This is a genomic window from Jeotgalibacillus malaysiensis (genome assembly GCF_044789845.1).
In the GTDB taxonomy this organism is placed as follows: Bacteria; Bacillota; Bacilli; order Bacillales; family Jeotgalibacillaceae; genus Jeotgalibacillus; species Jeotgalibacillus malaysiensis_A.
Genome location: NZ_CP085252.1, coordinates 2,880,258 through 2,900,960, shown reverse-complemented (window position 1 = coordinate 2,900,960; position 20,703 = coordinate 2,880,258). Strand labels below are relative to the sequence as shown.

The 20,703-nt window shown below is 43.1% G+C and carries 14 protein-coding genes; 10 read left to right on the top strand and 4 right to left on the bottom strand.

What is annotated here, in order from left to right; translation table 11 throughout:
• Positions 1-157: 157 nt before the first annotated feature.
• The 6 genes from galU (at position 158) to LG330_RS15125 (ending at position 7,217) form a co-directional block, all read left to right on the top strand.
• Positions 158-1,036 (top strand): UTP--glucose-1-phosphate uridylyltransferase GalU, encoded by an 879-nt coding sequence (gene galU, locus LG330_RS15150; protein WP_404405261.1) that lies wholly within the window; start codon positions 158-160, stop codon positions 1,034-1,036.
• Between the two features lie 6 nt (positions 1,037-1,042).
• Entirely contained in the window at positions 1,043-2,362 is a 1,320-nt protein-coding gene (locus tag LG330_RS15145) for a UDP-glucose dehydrogenase family protein (protein ID WP_404405259.1), read from the top strand.
• A 67-nt stretch (positions 2,363-2,429) separates the two neighbouring features.
• The gene (locus LG330_RS15140) at positions 2,430-3,710 is read left to right on the top strand and encodes a nucleotide sugar dehydrogenase (protein WP_404405257.1); all 1,281 of its coding nucleotides are present in this window, start codon (positions 2,430-2,432) and stop codon (positions 3,708-3,710) included.
• Between the two features lie 21 nt (positions 3,711-3,731).
• Positions 3,732-4,439, top strand: coding sequence for a WecB/TagA/CpsF family glycosyltransferase (locus tag LG330_RS15135; protein WP_404405255.1), 708 nt, complete (start codon positions 3,732-3,734; stop codon positions 4,437-4,439).
• 10 nt (positions 4,440-4,449) lie between these two features.
• Positions 4,450-5,964: a murein biosynthesis integral membrane protein MurJ gene (murJ, locus tag LG330_RS15130; RefSeq protein ID WP_404405253.1), complete on the top strand. Its 1,515-nt coding sequence runs from the start codon at positions 4,450-4,452 to the stop codon at positions 5,962-5,964.
• Positions 5,961-7,217, top strand: coding sequence for an oligosaccharide repeat unit polymerase (locus LG330_RS15125; RefSeq protein WP_404405251.1), 1,257 nt, complete (start codon positions 5,961-5,963; stop codon positions 7,215-7,217). Before murJ ends, LG330_RS15125 begins: the two co-directional genes overlap by 4 nt.
• Positions 7,218-7,780: 563 nt before the next feature.
• Here the strand turns inward: LG330_RS15125 and LG330_RS15120 are convergent.
• Both LG330_RS15120 and secA2 read right to left on the bottom strand, forming a co-directional pair.
• Positions 7,781-8,674: an accessory Sec system S-layer assembly protein gene (locus LG330_RS15120; protein WP_404405249.1), complete on the bottom strand. Its 894-nt coding sequence runs from the start codon at positions 8,672-8,674 to the stop codon at positions 7,781-7,783.
• Position 8,675: 1 nt separating this feature from the next.
• A complete protein-coding gene (gene secA2 / locus LG330_RS15115; RefSeq protein ID WP_404405247.1) occupies positions 8,676-11,051 on the bottom strand; it encodes an accessory Sec system translocase SecA2 in 2,376 nt (791 codons plus the stop codon).
• 208 nt (positions 11,052-11,259) lie between these two features.
• Between secA2 and LG330_RS15110 the strand changes: the two genes are divergently transcribed.
• The 4 genes from LG330_RS15110 to LG330_RS15095 all read left to right on the top strand — a co-directional run bounded on the left by LG330_RS15110 (position 11,260) and on the right by LG330_RS15095 (position 18,610).
• Positions 11,260-12,687, top strand: coding sequence for an S-layer homology domain-containing protein (locus tag LG330_RS15110; RefSeq protein WP_404405245.1), 1,428 nt, complete (start codon positions 11,260-11,262; stop codon positions 12,685-12,687).
• Between the two features lie 507 nt (positions 12,688-13,194).
• A complete protein-coding gene (locus tag LG330_RS15105) occupies positions 13,195-16,059 on the top strand; it encodes an S-layer homology domain-containing protein (protein WP_404405243.1) in 2,865 nt (954 codons plus the stop codon).
• Between the two features lie 688 nt (positions 16,060-16,747).
• Positions 16,748-17,971, top strand: coding sequence for a LysM peptidoglycan-binding domain-containing protein (locus tag LG330_RS15100; RefSeq protein ID WP_404405241.1), 1,224 nt, complete (start codon positions 16,748-16,750; stop codon positions 17,969-17,971).
• A gap of 57 nt (positions 17,972-18,028) precedes the next feature.
• Positions 18,029-18,610, top strand: a complete 582-nt coding sequence (locus LG330_RS15095; RefSeq protein ID WP_404405239.1) for a hypothetical protein — start codon at positions 18,029-18,031, stop codon at positions 18,608-18,610.
• Positions 18,611-18,784: 174 nt separating this feature from the next.
• Here the strand turns inward: LG330_RS15095 and LG330_RS15090 are convergent, their stop codons facing one another.
• Together LG330_RS15090 and LG330_RS15085 are read right to left on the bottom strand one after the other, a co-directional pair.
• Entirely contained in the window at positions 18,785-19,726 is a 942-nt protein-coding gene (locus LG330_RS15090; protein WP_404405237.1) for a LytR family transcriptional regulator, read from the bottom strand.
• Positions 19,727-19,747: 21 nt separating this feature from the next.
• Entirely contained in the window at positions 19,748-20,530 is a 783-nt protein-coding gene (locus tag LG330_RS15085) for a hypothetical protein (protein ID WP_404405235.1), read from the bottom strand.
• Positions 20,531-20,703 lie beyond the last annotated feature (173 nt).

Below are 20,703 nucleotides of genomic sequence, written 5' to 3'. Positions count from 1 at the left end.
ATTTTTTACAGTTCGTTTAAATTTCATATATGTGACTGGCGCTTCTTTGAGGGGTGGCATACAATTAGAGAATGTGCAAAATCACGTTTTGCTATCTGCGGTTCCATCATTTGCGTTATAATAGTGAGATTGAGAGATATGAGCGGAGGGATGATGGATGAAGCAGGTGAGGAAGGTGATTATTCCGGCGGCGGGTTTAGGAACGCGTATGCTCCCGGCGACGAAGGCACAGCCGAAGGAAATGCTGCCGATTGTAGATAAGCCGATGATCCAGTACATAGTGGAAGAGGCCATTGCATCAGGCATTGAAGATATCATTATCATTAGCGGCAGGGGCAAGCGTGCGATTGAGGATCATTTTGATAAGTCGTATGAGCTTGAGGAGACGCTTGAGAAAAAGGAAAAGCGTGAGCTGCTTGAGCAGGTGCAGCACATTTCGAACCTCGCGAATATTCATTATATCAGGCAGAAGGAGCCGAAAGGGCTTGGGCATGCGATTTTGTGTGCGAGGAGCTTTATTGGGGAGGAGCCGTTTGCGGTCATTTTAGGTGATGACATTGTAGAAGCAGATCCGCCGTGTCTGAAACAGCTGATGGATGTGTATGATGAGCATGAAGGAAGCTCTGTGATCGGCGTGCAGGAAGTGCCGCAAGCAGACGTTTCGAAATACGGGATTGTCTCTCCAGGTGAGCAGATTAACCCGCAGCTATACACAATCGACAGTCTGGTTGAAAAGCCTTCTATAGAAGAAGCACCTTCAACATTAGCCATTCAGGGCAGATATATTCTGCAGCCTGAGATTTTTAATATACTTGAGAACCTTGAGCCGAGTGACCGGAATGAAATTGAGCTGACAGATGCGCTAAGGCAGATGCCGCAGCCGCTGCTCGCTTACTATTTTAAAGGGAACCGTTTTGATGTGGGGGATAAGCTTGGGTTTATAAAGGCCACGCTTGAACTCGGTTTGAAACGGGAAGACCTGAAAGAGGACCTCATGGATTATCTTGAGGAACTGATGGCACGTCAGAAAGGATAAATGAACATGATGAATATAGGAGTAGCAGGTACAGGCTATGTAGGCCTCGTCACTGGTGTCTGCCTGGCAGAGGTCGGACACCGTGTAACCTGTCTGGATGTTTCCGAAGAAAAAATTCAACTGCTGAAAAGTGGTCAGTCTCCGATCTATGAGCCGGGACTTGATGACATGCTGCAGAAAAATATCCGCGAGGAGCGGCTCCATTTTACAACAGACCGCACTGAAGCGTACCAAAATAAAGACATGATCTTTATCGCAGTCGGTACGCCTGAGGGTGAAAACGGTCAGGCAGATCTGTCTTTTGTGAAAAAGGTAGCAGTAGAAATCGCCGACACGATCACAAACGATACGATCGTCATCACGAAAAGCACAGTGCCAGTTGGTACGAACGAAATGGTTGAAGACATCATTCGCTCTCGCACCAACCACACAGCGCATGCAGTCTCCAATCCGGAATTTCTCCGGGAAGGAAATGCTATTCATGATGCATTTCACGGAGACCGCATCGTGATCGGCGGTAATTACGAGCCTGCGGTTGAAAAGGTGGCTGCGCTTTACACGCCATTTGACATTCCAGTCGTGCAGACCGATACGAAAAGCGCTGAGCTGATTAAATACGCGTCGAATGCATTCCTCGCAACAAAGATCAGCTTTATCAATGAAATCGCAAACATATGTGAATTCACCGGTGCAAACGTGGAGGCTGTCGCAAAAGGAATGGGTCTTGATAAGCGGATCGGCACCCAGTTCCTGAAAGCGGGAATCGGCTTTGGCGGTTCATGCTTCCCAAAGGACACGAAGGCACTGACGTCAATGTCAGCTGAAGCGGGCTATGAGTTCCGCATGCTGAATGCTGTGCTTGAAGTAAATGAGCTGCAGCACAATAAGCTGATGGATAAAGCGAATGAATACAGCGCGATCCAAAAAGGGACAAAAGCTGCTGTGCTCGGACTTGCATTTAAGCCGAATACAGATGACACGAGAGAATCACCTGCGATCCGGATTATTGAAGAGCTTAAGCACAAGGGTGCTGAGATTATCGCGTATGATCCAATTGCAACGGATAAAATGAAAGCCGTTTTCCCTGACCTGACATATACTGATTCACTTGAAGAAGCATTGAACGGGGCGGAAGCTGCATTTATCATTACAGACTGGGCGCAGATCAAAGAGCAGGCGCCTGCATTTTTCACAAGCCACATGAAGCGTCCGCTCATCTTTGACGGACGAAATTGCTTTGACCCGGGCGACATGCTTGATGGCGGGGTTCACTACCATTCCATTGGTCGAAGCGGAAATTCTTTTCGTATGACTATGTCAACTTGAGCGTTTTTTCGATATAATAATAGGCAGGTTTATGACAGATAAGCCGATGAAAGGAAGTACGTATCGTATGTTTGAAAAAATTTGTGTTGTAGGTCTTGGCTATATTGGCCTTCCGACTGCAGTAATGTTTGCAAATAATGGCATTAAAGTTCATGGTGTTGACGTAAATGAAAAGGCAGTCAGCATGATTCAGAATAAACAGCTTCATATTGAAGAAAACGGTCTTCAGGAATACCTTGAAAAGGCAGTGGATGCAGGTGCGTTAACTGTATCAACGACGCCTGAGGAAGCCGATGTATTTATCATTGCCGTCCCGTCTCCAATCAATGAAGATAAGACTGCAAACCTTGATTACGTAAGAAAAGCGACAGAATCAATCGTTCCTTTTGTGAAAAAAGGCAACCTTGTGATCCTTGAATCAACGGTGCCGCCGCGTACGGTTGAAGATGTGATGCTGCCGGCTTTGAAGGAAACAGGTCTTGAGTTCGGAACAGAGCTTCTTGTATCTCATTCACCTGAGCGCGTGATCCCGGGTAAAATTTTCGAAGAGCTTGTGCAAAATGACCGCATCGTAGGCGGCATCAGTCAGGAATCTTCAGAGAAAACAAAAGAGCTGTATGAGACATTTGTAAAAGGAAAAATCCATTTAACAGATGCAACGACAGCTGAGCTTGTAAAAGTCATTGAAAATACGTACCGCGATATCAATATTGCATTTGCCAATGAGCTTGCAAAAATCGCTGAGAAAATTGACGTCAATATCTGGGAAGCAATTGATTTTGCCAACTTCCACCCGCGTGTAAACATTCATAAACCGGGTCCTGGTGTAGGCGGTCACTGTATCGCTGTTGATCCATGGTTCCTTGTTGAGCTGGCACCGGATCTTGCAAAAATGATCCACCTTGCACGTGATACAAATGATGGTATGCCTAAGCATACAGTTGAACGTGTGCAGAAATATTTCCAGAAAGAGCAGATCTCAAACGGTCGCGTGGCAGTATTTGGTCTTGCCTTCAAAGGAAATGTGGATGATGTACGTGAGAGCCCTTCACTTGAAGTATTACGTCAGCTTGAGGAAGCAGGCGTTGATTATACAGCGTATGACCCGCATGTAAAAGAAAACAAAGTGCCGCGTCAGACGCAGGACTTTACAGAAGCAGTCAGCCATGCTGATCTGGTTCTAATCCTGACAGATCACAATGAATTTAAAGAACTCGATCCTGCAGCTTTCAAATCCGATATGCGTACAGCAGCTGTACTTGATACTAAAAACTGCATTGACCGTGTGAAGTGGGAAGAAGCAGGCTTTGCATTCGGACTGTTAGGTGACTCAAAGCACTCTGAATAAGAGTGAGATAGGTGAGATGAAATGAAGGAAAATTATCTCGGAGTCGATGTCAGTCCGCTCAATTATGACGAGCTGATAGGCGCACTCTATAAAAGATTAGAAGAACACCAAAACTCGTTTATCGTAGCCATTAACCCGGAAAAAATCATGAAAGCCCAGCAGGACGAAGCGCTAAGAAATCTGCTGAACCGCGCTGACTTTCAGATTCCGGATGGCATCGGTGTGATTCTTGCCTCCAAGTTTAAAAAGGGGAAGATTAAGCGCCGCGTGACGGGAATTGATATGATGCTCAGAATCTGTCAGGAGGCTCAAGTTAGAAAGAAAAAAATCTTTCTATTTGGCGCAAAGCCGGGTATTGCAGACGAAGCAAAAGCCGGTCTTGAGAAAATGTATCCCGGCATTCAGGTAGCAGGTACGCTTAACGGTTATGAAAAAGACCCTGACGTGATCAGACAGACGATCAACGATGCAAAGCCTGATATACTGTTTGTCGCAATGGGCAGCCCTGCGCAGGAATATTTTATTGTGGACAACATGCACGAGCTGCATCCGCACATTTTCCAGGGAGTCGGCGGGTCATTTGATGTGCTCTCAGGCAGAATCAAGCGCGCCCCGGAAGGCTTTCAGCGTCTGGGACTTGAGTGGTTTTACCGCTTGTTAAAAGAGCCAAAGCGCATTAAAAGACAGCTGATTCTTCCGGTATTTCTATTAGAGGTGCTGAAGAAGTAAGGAGCAAATGATGTCTAAATTTAAAGTAGCCAGTATTTTATTTCTATTTTCAACACTGCTGTTAAAGTTCTCAAGCATGCTCCGCGACATGACGATCGCGGGGCTGTTTGGTGCTTCAGGGCAGTCAGATATTTATTTTGCTGCGATGACCATTCCAAATGCCATCGTTCTTTTTATGCTCACAGGTATGAAGGATGCGTTTCTGCCGAGCTATTACCGGTTCGATCGGGAAGGTAAAGGCTTTTCACACCTGACCAACGTGGTAAAAGGAACGTTCTGGATCGCAGTCGGCATTTCAATCATCGGGATCATCGTCTCACCATTTCTGATGAGACTGCTGTACCCTGAGTTCGGCCGCTATGAAAACGGCTTTGAAATCGCCACTTGGACAGCCATTATATATTTTGTCGCAATCATTTTTGTCGGTATGAACGCCGTCTACGAAGGATTCTTTGACTCACAGAAAAAGTTCTCATTCTCAACCTTTTCACAAACAGTCGTTGTTCTTGTAATGATCGGATTTTCATTCTTATTCTACCGTCAGCTTGGAATTTATGCGGTGCCAATCGGTTATCTGATTGGAACGATCATCTCATTTTTAATCAAGCTCGTTTATCTGAAGCCGAAGCGCTTTATGGCGTGGAAGCAGAAGATTGACCGAAAAGAAGTGAAGGCATTTTACCTGATCTTCCTCCCAGTCGGCCTAACTATTGCCATTGGACAGATTAACCTGACCGTTGATTCAATCTTTTCAGCGCAAATGGAGACAGGGGTCGTATCCAACCTGAACTACGCTTTCAGACTGGTAAATATCCCGCAGGCTATTTTCGGAGTCACAATCGCAACGCTCGTCTTCCCATTGATTGCCTCAGCCTACGCTGATCAAAAGATGGATGAGTTTAAAGTGGGAATTGAAAAAGGACTGATCTTTATGTTCATGTTCCTGCTCCCGACGATTGCCGGAATGATCCTCGTGATGGAACCGCTCGTGAAAATTTTCTTCGAAAGAGGACAGTTTGACGCAGCAGCGACTGCAGATACTGCTACATACGCCATTTTCTATGTCGGATCCGTATTGTTTTACAGTATCCAGGCCGTCATCGCAAAAGGCTTTTACACGATGTCAAAAGGGCATTACATGCTCAGAATCGGCATGATCTCCATTGTGTTAAATGTCATTTTCAACTGGTGGTTCTCAAGTATCTTCGGCGCAGTCGGACTGGCACTCGCATCATCAGTCGTCGGCATGCTCTACAGCATCATGACATTCACTACACTTTATAAAATCACTGGAGGCTTTAACCTGAAAAAGATCGGCTGGAACATGCTGAAGGTACTGATCGCAGGAAGCGTGATGACCGCAGTACTTTACGGACTTCAGCAAACTCAGATCCCGTCACTGCCAATCATTTTATATCTGGCAATCATCGGTGTGACAGGTATCATTGTCTATGCAGCCGGACTGTTCCTGCTGAAAAGTCAGCCATTTAAAGAATTAATCGCAAGGGGAGGGAATAGAGGATGAAATTCAGACACGCATTACAGGAATTAAACCGGATTGATGTCTTTTCACCATACTTATTCTTTCCGTTTGTCGTATTAGCTTATTTCGGCACCAGCCTGTTTGACTTTGGCCGCTTCGACTACTTTGGCTTAACTTATTCAATCCTGCCGGCAGTGCTGCTCGGACTTGCCGTATACTGGCTCATGGTCTGGGTTGTGCGCAGCAAGAACTGGAGATTCACTGTAAAAGTTTCTGACAAACTGCAGGGCAAAAGCATCTGGGTGTTATTTGCCCTTGCATGGCTCGGCCTGATTGCCTATATTTTGATGATCGGCTCAGGGCAGATCGGTATCAGTGATGAAGCAGCGAGAAGAGCGCTTGATCCGAAGCTCAACTTTTTGAGCGCATTACTCTGGTTCTCAGGACTGTTTTTAATCAGCTGGTTCTTCCTTGTGAAAGAAAAAAAGGTTGGCTTGTTTATACTGTTATTTGCATTACTAGCTGGTCTGTTCGTAGTCATGGGTTACAGAACACCTTTAGTGATCATGCTATTTACAGCGATCATCATTTTTCATTATATGGTTAAAAAGATCAAGTTCACCTGGTTTATCGGTGCACTCGTTGCAGTCGGCCTAGTATTCTCCATGTTCGGCTTCTATCGCTTCGCAACAGAAGACCCATCCAACCCATTCAACAGCCGCGACCTGCCGGAGGTGTCGGATGAGCTAAATGTGGAACAGATAGAAGAACGCAATCAGATGCTGCGTGCAAACATGGAAGAAACGCCGGCTGTTATCCGCGCGCTGAACAACGAAAGTGTCACAGGTCACGTTGTACTGAGTAAAATTATCGAGTATACAGATGAACAAGGATACCTGCTTGGGGAAATTCATGAAGGCATCTTCAGCCCTGTGCTGCCAGGTGAGCAGACATCACCTCGTATGAAGGTATCAGAAATTGCGAATTCACTGACAATTGAAGAAGGGATCTACATTACACGTCCCGGACGGACCACAACGCCGACACTGTTCGGTCAGTTCTTCGCAGACTTCGGCTATGCAGGGATTGTTGTAGGATTTGGATTGATTGGTCTATTTATTACGGTGCTCTATAATCAGATGCAGCAAATGGGGAACAGATCTTATCAGACGATTGCATACGGATTTGTACTCACCTTAATGACCATCGCCATCCATACCGGCTTACTGGATCTGATCTTCGTCCTCATGCTCGGTTTTGCCATACTCAGCTCCACACTCGAAAAGAAATTTTGACAAATCCTGTTGTACCACATTCCAGAGAGTGGTAAACTGAACATGTAAATCAGATTTCCTCTCACATATAAACGAAACGGCCTGGTTGGTGGCCGGGAACGCCTCGTCAGGGACGAGGCGTTTTTTTGCGGGGTTTTTGTGGTGTGGCGGAGGGAGAGAAGGGGAAGGGGATGGCGAAGAGGCGGGGAGAGAGCGAAGTAGAGGGTCAGACCCCGCCCTTCGCTGCACCATCCCCAGGCCACACATCGGTAATCCCCTCACCAATCGCCTTAAATCTATCACCTTTCAAAAAGATTACGACACCAATTGTATGTATTCGCTCATTAAGTATAAAAGCCGCAATATATCTATCACCAATGCCGGTAAATCTATCACCTTTTCGAGTATTCCATCACCAATTAGGGGGATTCGACGCCACACTCTCTTAATGACCTTGGAGAAACTAAGGGATCTTTGCCATCTGGCGAAGTATGTAAGAGCGAAGGGTAGGGTCTGACCCCACCCTTCACTCCACCACCTCAACAAAAAAACGACGCCCCGTCCAAGGCGTCGTCCCAAACCACTTATTTCTGCTTCAACGGATAAGCTCTCCACCGACTAAAATCCGCATCCTTCTTCTCTACCATCTCTGCCGGGAACACAAACGTCCACGGCTTACTCGTATTAGGGTTCACCTCAAGCGCATCAAACTTAAATCCGCCTGAAGCGACCATATCTCCTACTGCATCTTCTACTGCAAGTGGCAGTTGTCTTAGCTCCAGCTTTCTGTCACTGCCATTTCTAAGCAGAACTGCTGTATGAAGCGAACCATCTTTTGCATAGTTTGCTGAGATACCCATAAAGTTGACCTCGCCTGCTTTTGGAGCCTGCAGACTCTTTACAAGCTGCTCCAGCTGCTCTCGATCTGTTTCTGCAATAGACTGTTCCCATGAAGGGTCAAGCTCCAGCTTATGAGGGTGCTTCAGCTGAAAAGATAGCATCCAGTCAGTTGCAGGGATTTCAGCAGCTGTTACGCTTTCAGGTCTGAAAGTAAATACCCATGGCATACTTGATTCCGGCTGCAACTCACCGAGTCTCGAAAAATCAAATGACTGGCTAGCCAGCTGCTCACCGTCAGGACCCTGAAGCACAAGATCAGCTTGCTCAATCTTAACCCCTTTTGGAAGACTGTTCCTTACAAAAACCTGTACATGTAAATGCTGATTGTCTTCCTTCAGTTCAATCCCAGCTAGTGAAAGCTGATTGGCTTTAAGAGGAGGTAATTCATTATTTAGAAACTGAAAATAATATCTTTCTTCATCATTAGCCGGAGTAGAAGGGTGGAAGATAAGCTGTGTTTCTACTTCGCGGTCTGAAGATTCTATATCACTACCTGCCAATGCAGAGGCTTCAGTTGCTGAATTGCGTCCGCTTTGTTTCATTGGATCTTTCTTTTTACGTTTGAACCAGTTCACCATACTATTTGCCTCCTGTCAGTTTTTCTTTTTGTTCAAGCTTCACAATCAGTGTTGCAATTTGGCGGCTGACGCCCTGTTCAAGTTCATAATACATATTGCTGAACAACTCGAGTCCTTCACGCTGATACTGACGCATTGGATCTTCCTGGCTGTAACTTCTTAAGCCAACGCCTTCTTTAAGTCGTTCCATTGCGTCAATATGCTTTAACCAGTAGCTATCCGTACTGCCAAGAAGGAATTTGCGTAATGATTCAGCAAATTGAGTTGACTCGAGTCTTGATTCAACCTCCGGCAGGTAGCGTTCTACTGCGGAGCGGATTTGTTTTTTGATCTGTTTAAATGGTGTTTCATGACTGATAAATGAAAAGTCTTCATTCGGAATAATCGCTTCAAGATTTGCACGGAGTTTGTCAAGCTCCCAACGCTCACTATCTTCATCCTCAGGGCATCTCACCTTAATTTCTTCATCAATATGAGATGATAGAATATTCAACAAGATAGGGTGCACTGCCTCACGATCAAGAAGTTTATTTCTTAAGTCGTAAATCGTATCACGCTGAACACCTAATACATCATCAAGCTTCAGGTTATACTCACGGATCGAGAAGTTAGAGCCTTCACAAATTCTTTGTGTGCGATCAACAAATTCCCGAGCGGCTTTATCTTCAATCAGTCCATTTTTCTTCGGCTTAACTTTCTTCTTCAATTTCTCCAGCTCTTCCTGGGCAAATCTGCGGAACATTTCATCTTCAAGTGAGATGAAAAATTCAGAAGTACCAGGATCCCCTTGGCGGCCGGAACGACCCTTCAGCTGATTATCAATACGGCGTGACTCGTGACGCTCAGTCCCGATCACATATAATCCGCCAAGCTCACGTACGCCTTCGCCAAGTACGATATCCGTACCGCGACCGGCCATATTCGTAGCAACTGTAATTGAATTTTTCTGACCGGCAAGTGAGATTAGCTGTACTTCCTGCTCCACACTTTTCGCATTTAATACTTCATGAGGCAGACCTGCTTCTTTCAAGTAAGCTGAAACCTCTTCTGACTGTAAAATAGAAGTTGTACCGATCAGCACGGGCTGGCCTTTTTCATGTAACTCTTTAGTTTTGTCAGTCACTGCAGAATATTTCTGCTCCACCGTTTCATAAATACGGTCCTGCAAGTCTACTCTAGCAATTGGCTGGTTCGTCGGTACCTGCACGACGCCCATTCCATAAATGTCACTTAACTCTTTTTTCTCAGTCTTCGCAGTTCCAGTCATCCCGGACAGCATCTGATACATTCTGAAATAGTTCTGGATGGTAATTGAGGCCTGAGTTTTGTTTTCTTCTGTTACTTCAAGACCTTCTTTTGCTTCAATCGCCTGGTGAAGACCGTTACTGAGCGTTCGGCCTTCCATTGGACGCCCGGTGAACATATCAATCAGCAGTACTTTGCCTTCTTTGACGATATAATCCACGTCGCGCTTGAACATGACTGATGCACGAAGCGCCTGGATCACGTAATGGTAAAGCGTCTGATGCTCAAGGTCATATAAGTTATCCACCTGAAAGCCGCGTTCAATTTTTGAAATGCCGTCATCTGTTAAGTTAACGGATTTCGTTTCCAGGTCGAAGTGAAATTCTTCTCCATCTTTAAATGAACGGACAATTCGGGCACAAAGATAGCTGAGCTCAGAACTGATTCCTGTTTTACCTGCAATAATAAGTGGAGTCTTTGCTTCATCAATCAGCACACTGTCTGCTTCATCAATGATGGCATAATGAAGCGGACGCTGAACACGCTGGTTTTTTTCGTAAGACATATTGTCGCGTAGGAAATCAAAACCGAATTCGCTGCCGATTCCATATGTAATATCTGCACGATAAGCAACCTGTTTTTGTGCGGGCTCCATCATTGGAAGGTTCAGGCTTACCTGGAGTCCAAGAAACTCGTGGACCTGCCCAATTAATTCCCGGTCGCGTCTTGCGAGGTATTCATTAACTGTAATGACGTGAACGCCTTTTCCTTCAAGCGCTTTTAAATAACTTGGGAGAGACGCGACAAGTGTTTTTCCTTCGCCAGTTGGCATTTCTGCAATGTTGCCGTCAGCAAGTGCAAGTCCACCGATGATCTGCACATCAAAATGACGCATCCCAAGCACGCGCTTTGATGCTTCTCGCACTACTGCAAATGCTTCATTACGTATGTCCTTCAGTGATAGTCCTTCACCTAGTTGTTTTTTAAAAGTCGCTGTCTTACTGAAAAGCTCCTGATCAGTCAGCTTCTCCATCTTTTCTTCCAGCTTGTTAATTTCCTGAACCTGTTTTTCATATTGCTTTAATTGACGCTCATCCTGAGTGCCTACGATTTTTTTTACGAGCGAAATCATGCTGTACTCTCCTTATGTCAAATGCAATGAGGAACATTACATTTCTATTAAATGATACCAACATAAAGTATAGCATGTGAGACACGGTATTTCATCACCATTGAAGGAAAATCAAGGAATGGAATCACATGGAAAATATGTTAAGGTTATAGATAGACTGAAAGTACAACTTCAGTTGTTACACAGACTAATAGGGGGCTTTTACAGTATGAAGGGAATCAGATATGCAGCAGTCACAGGGGTGGCAGCCGCATCTATATTCGGTTTTTCACAACTTGCACATGCGGGAACTAATGACGTTCAGGAGATTAAGCATCTGCTGACAGAAACAGCACTTGAGATGAACATCCCGCCGGAAGTGCTGAAGGCGATCGCTTATAAAGAAAATAAAGAATTTGCACACTTTGATGAAAATGGGGACGTCATTATTTCGGATGATGGTGGAATCGGACTCATGCAGCTGACATTCCAGCCAGGTGAAATTGAACAATACAATATTGATATGGACCGAATCAAAAATGATATTGACTATCATATAGAAGAAGCAGCAAAAATGCTGAAGAGAAAAACGGAGCTGAATCTGCCGACAGTAAATGGTGGCACACCTGAAGAAATCGAATCATGGTACTTCAGCGTGATGGCATACAACGGACTGAGCGAAATTAATGACCCGAATAACCATGATGACGCTTACCAGGAAGTCGTCTATGACTATATCAGAAATTACAGCATCATGCCGGGTATAGGTGAAACGCCTGAGCTCGACATTAACTATGATGAAGACAGCCTCATTATGAAATTCGGCGACCGCGATTACGAGTGGCCGACGCAGACTCGCTCCTCTCAAATGTTCAGAGAAGGGGACGTAACCTACTCTTATAATGATCACGAAGGCTTTGGCGGATCAAACGTCAGAACACAGCCGATTAATGGTGATCTTGTGGAAACGATCGGTCACTATACGCCGCTTGAAGTCATCAGCGGACCATACGAAGCAGCAGGTCACGCCAATCATTACGTCTTTTATGAAGTAAAAGGTAATTTCGGTGAAGGGTATATTGCCAGCTCAAACCTTCAGCTTGGTAACGACCTGACAATCTTCTCAGATCTAAATGGAGAAACAGAACAGGCAGTCGCATACCTTCAGCACAGAGGAATCATCAATGGCTATGAAGACGGCACCTTCAGACCACTGACTGAATTAAAAAGACATCAGGCAGCAGCGCTTGTCGTAAGAGCATTTGATCTCGAAAAGCCGGCCGACTATCAGGCAAAAGCATCGGACCTGACACCGGACACATTTGGTTACGAGAACCTTGCGATTATGGAATACCATGGTTATATGGGGCAGGGCGGCAAGATGAATGCAAGTGCAGCCCTAAATCGCTCACAGATGGCGAACATTTTAAACCGTGTATTTAATGATTATTATGAACAACCAGCCTCTGAAGTGAAAATCAAGGATGTTGGAGCGAATGAAGTGATCTATGAAAACATTGCTGCACTTGTACACAATGACATTACAGTAGCTAATGAAGATAGAGCGTTTAATCCGTGGAATACAGTCATGAGATCCCACTATGCATTGTTTTTCGAGCGGTCCGTTAGACTCATGGAAGAAAAGTTAGGAAAATAAAACCCTTACATTTTAGTAGAGACAAGTGACTTTTAGGTCCTTTGTCTCTATTTTTTTACTTTTCATATGAGTTTTGAAAAGTCTGAAAAAATGACATTAGGGTGATATAAATTCAAAATCATAGAAATTAAAGATAAAAATCCTGATCATTGTTACAAATTAGAAATAAATGACGTATAACCTCTTTTGAAAATAGTGGAACTATACACTGAAAGGATAAGAAAGCCGAAAAATCACTATTTTACTCAAAAAATATTAAAAAAGTATTTGAAATATGAGTGTCATCTTGTAGAATGAAGGAAGGCGAAAGAATTAGTATCTCAGTTAGAATATGGCATTTCAATGATTGAATTGTCAAATTGTAAAAGGATTGACATTCTTGAAGCCTATGACTATACTGATGGGTGTAGGTTCATGGGGTTCTTTGTTAGGACTTTATTCATACTTACATATCTTAACTGAAGAACACCTGATTATAAATTGCAATTACAAGGAGGAAATATTTACATGGCTTACCAACCAAAGTCTTACCGTAAGTTTCTTGCGGGAACAGTAACAACTGCTCTTGTTGCATCTGCAGTCGCTCCAGTCGCTGGCGCAGAAGGCCTTCAAGCTCAGGACAATCACACAACATTCACGGATGTTAATCCTGCGGATGTACACGCACCAAATATCCAGAAAGCAGTTGACCTAGGTCTTGTTAATGGATATGGCGATGAGTTCCGTCCATATAACAGCGTAACGCGTGGTCAGGTTGCACTGATCCTTTCTCGCTGGTTAGCTTCTGAAGGAATCACTGTTGATACTTCTGAAACAGAAGAATTCGCTGATGTACCTTCAACTTATTATGATGAAGAGCTTTATGAAGCTTCACTAGTTCTTCGTGAGCTTGGTATCTTCACGGGTACTCAGGAAAACAACTTTAACCCATCTGCAAAAATCTCTCGTCAGGCAATGGCGAAAGTACTTGTAGAAGCATTTGGTCTTGAAGATCTTGAAGATGTAGATGCAACTGTATCTGACATCGAAGACGCTCAGGAGTGGGCTCGTGAGTACATCAACATTCTTGTTGAAAACGGCGTAACAGTAGTAGACGAGTATCGTCCACTTGAGTATGTTACTCGTGCTCAGTTCTCAACTTTCGCAATCCGTGCACTTACAGTGTATGAAGATATGCAAAAGCCTGGCGTAGTTTCAATTGACTTCAACGAAGAAGGTGACACGTTCACTGTTGAATTTGATAAAGAGCTTCCTGATGGTCTTACACTTGAAGACGTTCTTTCTATGTATGATGTAGAAGTAAACGGAACTCCTGTAACTGACATTCCTGCTGAAGTTCTTGAAGCTCTTGCACTTGAAATCTCAGGCGTTGAAGGAAACGTTGTAACGTTCTCTCACACTGATCTAGATGAACTTCAGGAAGATCTTGGTGGAGAATTTGTAACACTTACAATTGACGGGGTAAATGGCGTTTATACTTTTGAAGTTGCTCCTGAGCCAATGGTAGAGAGTGTAACGGCAGTTAACGCTAAAGAAGTCGTTGTATCTTTCAGCACTCCATTAGCAAAAGATACTACTGATGCTGAATTACAAGCAGCATTCACTCTAGAAGGTACAACATTTGAAAGTGTTGAATTATCAGAAGACAGAACAACTGCTACTTACACATTAGATTCTACTGAAGTAACTAATGCTAAAGTAACAGTTCTTCCTTTAGATACAGATGAACTAGATGAAGAAGGCAATGTTATTCAGACTCCAGAATATAATGCTCTTCTAACATACTCTGATACAATTGCCCCTACTGTAAAATCAGTTGAAGCTGTAGGAACGACTGCTGTAATTAATTTCAGTGAACCTGTAAGTGATGCTGGAACAATTAGCCTAGATGGAACTGTATTAGTTGAAGGGACAGATTACACTGTAGCTGCTAATAGTAAATCTATTACACTTACAGGTTTAACTGCTGGGGAAGCATATACAGTTGACATCGTTGGTGCAATTGATACATCAGATAACCTTGCTAATCCAATTGAAGTTAACTTTACAGTAGCTGAATTAGCAGTTGATGAAGAAGTACCATCTGTTTCTTCTGCAACAGTTTCTGGTTCTGAAATCACTATAAACTTCTCAGAAGAGTTAGCAGCGCAAGATTTAAATGGAGATTCTACAGTAGAAGAGTATGCTACTGTTACAATAAACGGCACTCCAGTTTACCTAACTGCTGCTGAACAAGACGATGAAGATGCTACTAAATTTACTGTAGATGCGTCTAGCACATTGGGTACAAATGATTTTGTGAATGTTACAGTAACAGTTGACGAATACGAAGATTTATCAGGAAATGCTGGTGAACTTTATGAATTCGATACTACACTGATCGCTGATACTACAGCACCTGTTTTAGCTGGAGTTTCAACTGAGATTTTAGTTGCTGATGATACATCTGTAACTACTGATGAAGATGTAATCTACTTGACGTTTAGTGAGCCGGTAACAGTAACTGGTACATTAACATTAGAAACAAAAGATGGGGTAGTTTATACTGTTGGAAACACAACAGCTGTTAGCGAAACATCAGGTGTTGACGTTGATGGTGACGGAGAAATTACTGGAAGTGAATTAAATACAGTTGCTATTGCATATGATTTAGAAGAAAACTCAACTTACGAGTTTGAATTATCTGCTGATTCAGTATCTGATGATGCAGGCAATGTTATTACTGCGACTCTAGATGTTGACTTTACTACAGGAGAATTTGTACCTGCTGTAGATGAAGTTACTGATTCTCTAATTCTCGCTTCAGCTCCAGCACGTATTAATAGCACTCAGTTCACAGTAACTTACTCTGACAATGTTACTTCATCAGCAACTAATGCTTCTAACTATACTTTAGGTGGCGAGGCATTACCTGCTGGAACATTGATTCAATTTATCAATGGAACTGATACAGTAAGATTCATTTTACCAGAAGGATCCGTCAGAGCTAGCGGAACTTATCCTTTAGAAATTACAAATGTAGTTGATACTAAAGGAAATACTCTTGAAAATGGTCAAATTACAACAACTGTTGAATTGTTAGAAAATGTAGCTCCTACTGCTACTGATCTTAACGTAGTTAATAGTACTACTTTTAATGTTGAGTTCTCTGAAGCTATTCAGGACGCAGCAGATGGATCAATTGAAGGTATAACTGTATTTGTAGGAGGTACAGAAGTTACTCCTGCTACAGCTTCAGTTACTGGTGGAGTTTTAACAGTTACTACTTCTGATGATTTTGGATTAACTGATTCAATTAGTGTTGAGTTCGAAAACACTAATCTAGTTGATGCTAATGATAATGAAGTACAAGCTGGTGTAGTTACAAACTAATATAAATATAGTTGTCTGTCCTTGTGTCAGGCATAATTCTGACTATTGACTACAATTCGATCAAGCCAGTTTTCTCTGATAAGAGAAGGCTGGCTTTTTCTTTTTAAATCTTATCTAAAGTATGTATTACTTAGCAGATCATTTAACAGGCTTAAAACTAAAACAGTATTTACATCTGTGACGGTATCTAAGTAATAAAAATTCTTCCCTGTCTTGAATACAATTCAGACAACTCAAGTCAATTGTATTTAGAGAAGATAGAAACGAGTGATGGCGATGAGCTGTCACTAGTTTTCTTTAGAAGTGATCTCTTTTGTCAGACACGATTCTGACATTAACTACAATTGGTCAAGCCAGTTTTCTCTGATAAGAGAGACTGGCTTTTTAAATTTTATTAATATAGTTGCAAAACCAGTCTAGAATAAGCTTTAGAATAGAAGTAATGCAACAAAATTTCAATTTAATATGCTTGGGTAAAAAACCATAGCAAATAATATACTTGTATTACTAATTAAAAAGTGACTTTTTATAACAGTGCAACAATAATTTCAAGATACAGAAATTTTTTTGTAACACTTTTGTAATATGACTTCCTGCCCAAAACAAAGTAAAATAGGATTAAATATATATTTATCAGAAAAGTAGGAACGCTCACGGGCAGCTTAGATGAAGAAGGAGAGTGTGAGGATTGAGGAAATGGTTATACACTGCAGCGGCAACTGCCGCAGTGGCGACGTTTGGGGGATTTGAGTCTGAAGCGGATGCCAGTACACATAAAGTTTCAAGCGGAGATTCTCTTTGGAAAATCGCGAATAAGTATAACGTGTCAGTCGATCATATCAAAAAGCTGAACAATCTTTCATCTGAACTGATCAGACCGAATCAGGTACTAAAGGTCATTGGAGATGCATCACTGTCAGCTGCAAGCACACCTTCAGTATCAGGCGGAACAGCAGTTTCTGCATCAGCCTATGTTGTGCAACCGGGGGATACGCTATCAGCAATCGCCAGGAAAACTGCTACATCAGTGAGTGAACTGAAGTCACTTAACAATCTATCATCAGATCTAATCTTTTCAGGTCAGTCTCTAAAAGTTAAAGGATCAGCAGCACAGGCTACTCCTAGCACACCAGTTAGTCAGGCACCATCAGAAAGCACTTCAGGCAGCTACACAGTAAAGCCGGGGGATTCGCTTTCAAGGATTGCTTCTAACTACGGCATTAGCCTTACAAAGCTGATGGAACTGAATAACCTGAATGGACATATTATTTTCCCGGGCCAAAAGCTTTCAGTAAGCGGCCAGGCATCAGTAGCACAACCAGCACAGCCTATACATAATACGGATGGTTCGTATACTGTAAAAGCCGGGGACACACTAAGTAAAATCGCAGTCGTAAATAAAATGTCGTTATCTGAACTAAAACGCGTTAATAATCTCTCTTCAGATTTGATCAGAGTTGGACAGAAGCTTCAATTAAGTGGATCAGCTCAGTCAACAACACCTTCAGCACCTGCGCAAACCGTAGGCGGCGGATCATCAGTCGTTGCCAGTGTCAGCGTATTGATCCAGGAAGCGCAGTCGCACCTGGGCACACCTTATGTATGGGGCGGTTCAGTACCAGGGGGCTTTGACTGCAGTGGATTTATCTATTACGTCTATAACAAAGCAGGCTTCAGCACAGCTAGAACAAACGCTGAAGGCCAGCACGCAAGATCATATGAAGTAAGTAATCCACAGGTTGGGGATCTTGTATTTTTTGGGAATACATATAAAAAAGGGATCTCACACGTAGGTATCTATCTTGGAGGCAACCAGTTTATTCATGCTGGAGATAATGGCGTTGAAATTTCTAGTCTGAACAATAGCTATTGGCAGTCCAAGTTTGAAAGCTTCAAACGATTCTACAATTAAAAAGCTGCCTCGGCAGCTTTTTTCTATACACTAATATATAGAGGGAGAGAGCCAATCATGCCCTTTTTTAAAAAACGCACAGCTGAACCAGTAGCTGCCCTTAAACTAGAACCTGAAAAAACAACCCTCGGCAGACAAATTGCCGAAGACGTGGATAGAGAACTACAACCGCTGCGGGAACTCAACCTTATTCGAATGGTTGAAGAAAAGAAAGAGCAACTCAAATATTTGCATCCTGAAGCTGACGAATATAAATATGAAATTTTGAAAAGAACGGTTTTCTACGTTGAAGTAATAAGAGAGCTACAACGTCTGCTTGCTGAAACCCTCAGAGGGAATGAACCAGCTATTGATATAAAGCAAATCAAAAGAGAGACAGCTGCACATATCGAAGAAGCGATCGCCAGACACTATGATCACTTCTTCAAACACTATCTATCAATAGACGAAGGTCTACAAGGCTTGGAAGAAGCATACAGAGAACACCTTCTCATGTACGAATGGCTCAAAAAACTGATTCCATACTACCAGCAAAACCAATACCGAACCACAGCCGCACTCCCAAAACGATGGATTGTACGCAGAATAGAAGAAGAGTGCAAAAGAAAGACAGATGAATTAATACACTTTAACTACTAAATAGACATACAAAAAGGGTAGGCGCGTTTTTTGCGCCTACCCTTTTTGTGAAGTGAAGGCGAGGGTCTGACCCTCGCCTTCTCTACTTGCATAGACCAGCGAAGGCCGGGGTCTGACCCCACCCTTCACTGCACCATCCACCGAAGCCCAGGGTCTGACCCCCTACTTCGCTATTTAACTCCCCAACTCCAACTGACTCTTCAAATCCTCCTGCACCTTCACCAGCTCACTATCCGGGACAATATAATAGTAAATATCATTAATATATTCACCAGATCCGCCATCCAATGAAGTCTGCTCTACATTGCTCGCTGCAGTACGATACTTACTCTGAATATCCACCATCTGATCAAACGATAAGTTCGTCTTCACGTTCGATCCGAGTGCACCAAAAATATCACGGAAGTTCATAAGTGAATTCACACTCGCACCTTCACGCATAACAGCCTGAATCACCTGGCGCTGTCTTTCCTGACGGCCAAAGTCGCCACGTGGGTCTTCGTAGCGCATTCTTGAGTAAGCAAGTGCTTCTTTACCATCAAGTGTCAGCTGACCTTCAGGATAACTGTAGCCGCCTGATTCAAAGGCAAACGTGTTATTCACCGTCACGCCATCAACTGCATTCACAATATCCTCAAAGCCTTCCATATTCACCTGCACATAGTAATCAATCGGAATATCAAGCAGGTTCTCTACTGAATCCATCGCCATTTCTACTCCGCCAAATGCATAAGCATGGTTAATTTTATCAGTTGTGCCGTGGCCAATGATTTCTGTATACGTATCACGTGGAATACTTAGCAGCTTAGTCGAATCTGTATTCGGGTTCACAGTCATGACAATCATCGTATCCGAACGGCCGGCGTCTTCACCACGCTCATCTACTCCAAGCAGTAGCACTGAAAATGGGTCCTGCTCATCAAAGCGGACCGTTTCCTGACGCTTTTCTGATTTTTCACGTTCAATTGGCTGGTGCATCTGTTCTGTTGCACTCGTGAGTGATTGGAATATTAAAAATAAATAAGCCATTACGCCAATTACCACTACGCCTAAAATCGCCAGGCTCCACTTCAATACTTTTCTGTTTTTCTTCTTCTTTCTTTTGCGTCTTTCCATAGCTGTCCCTCGCTTTAAATGTTAGTTTCCAGTGAGATAATCCGTCATGTAATTTGCCCAGACTGTGCCGCCTTCTTCAGTTGGATCATTGTCTTCTGTTAATAACGTACTCAGGTCCTGTCCCCATGATGACCAGTGATCAAGATATTCAATTCCAGCATCTGCAATTACCTGTTGGACAGCATCCTTCTGCTCATCGTAAATAGGTGCTTCAGCAAGTGGCTGTGAAGGCTGCATAATTAGAACAGCTTCAGGTGCAGCTTCTTGAAATGAACCAATCATCAGATTCATGTAATAGGTTTGATCACCTAGTGACCAGAATCCATTGTCATAGATCGTGGGTACTTCAAGTAAAATGACATCTGCCTGACCATAGTTCTCAGATGTAATGGTTTCTATCAATTCATCAGACGTATTATTGTAGGTAATAGTTTCAACTACCACATTCGAATATTCATTTGAAAAAACATTTTCAGCTGCTGTCAGCCAGTTCGTTCCTGTAATCGTCGCTGATTCAGTCGCAACTAATGTCACATTAACTGGTTCTTCTGCAGTCGCTTCAGCAAAGAGGTCCTGCGCTTCCTGTGGCAGATTAGTCGTTAATGCCGGCTCAGCTTCACCTTCTTCAGTTGAAGCCTGATCGAGCTCTGCCTCAGCTGAATCCTCTTCAGCAACAGCCGTTGAATCGATTAATACTGGTGACACTCTGTGGACCTCAGCCTGTTTATCCTGCCAGGCGTTGTAGCCCAGAAAAATAAAGACGCCTGTTAATACAATTGATAAAATAAATAAGATCTTCTGCATATAGGACGAAACTCCTTTTTCAAAACTTTTGTAAGACATATCTATCATTATATAAAATGCATGGGATAAAAAATAGAGGTATGTCAAAAGTTTTCGTGTAAAAATTGTCAGAGGAAGTCAAATTAGAGAGAATCTTATGTTATAATCAAGAAGTTATTTTTCGTACCCGAAGA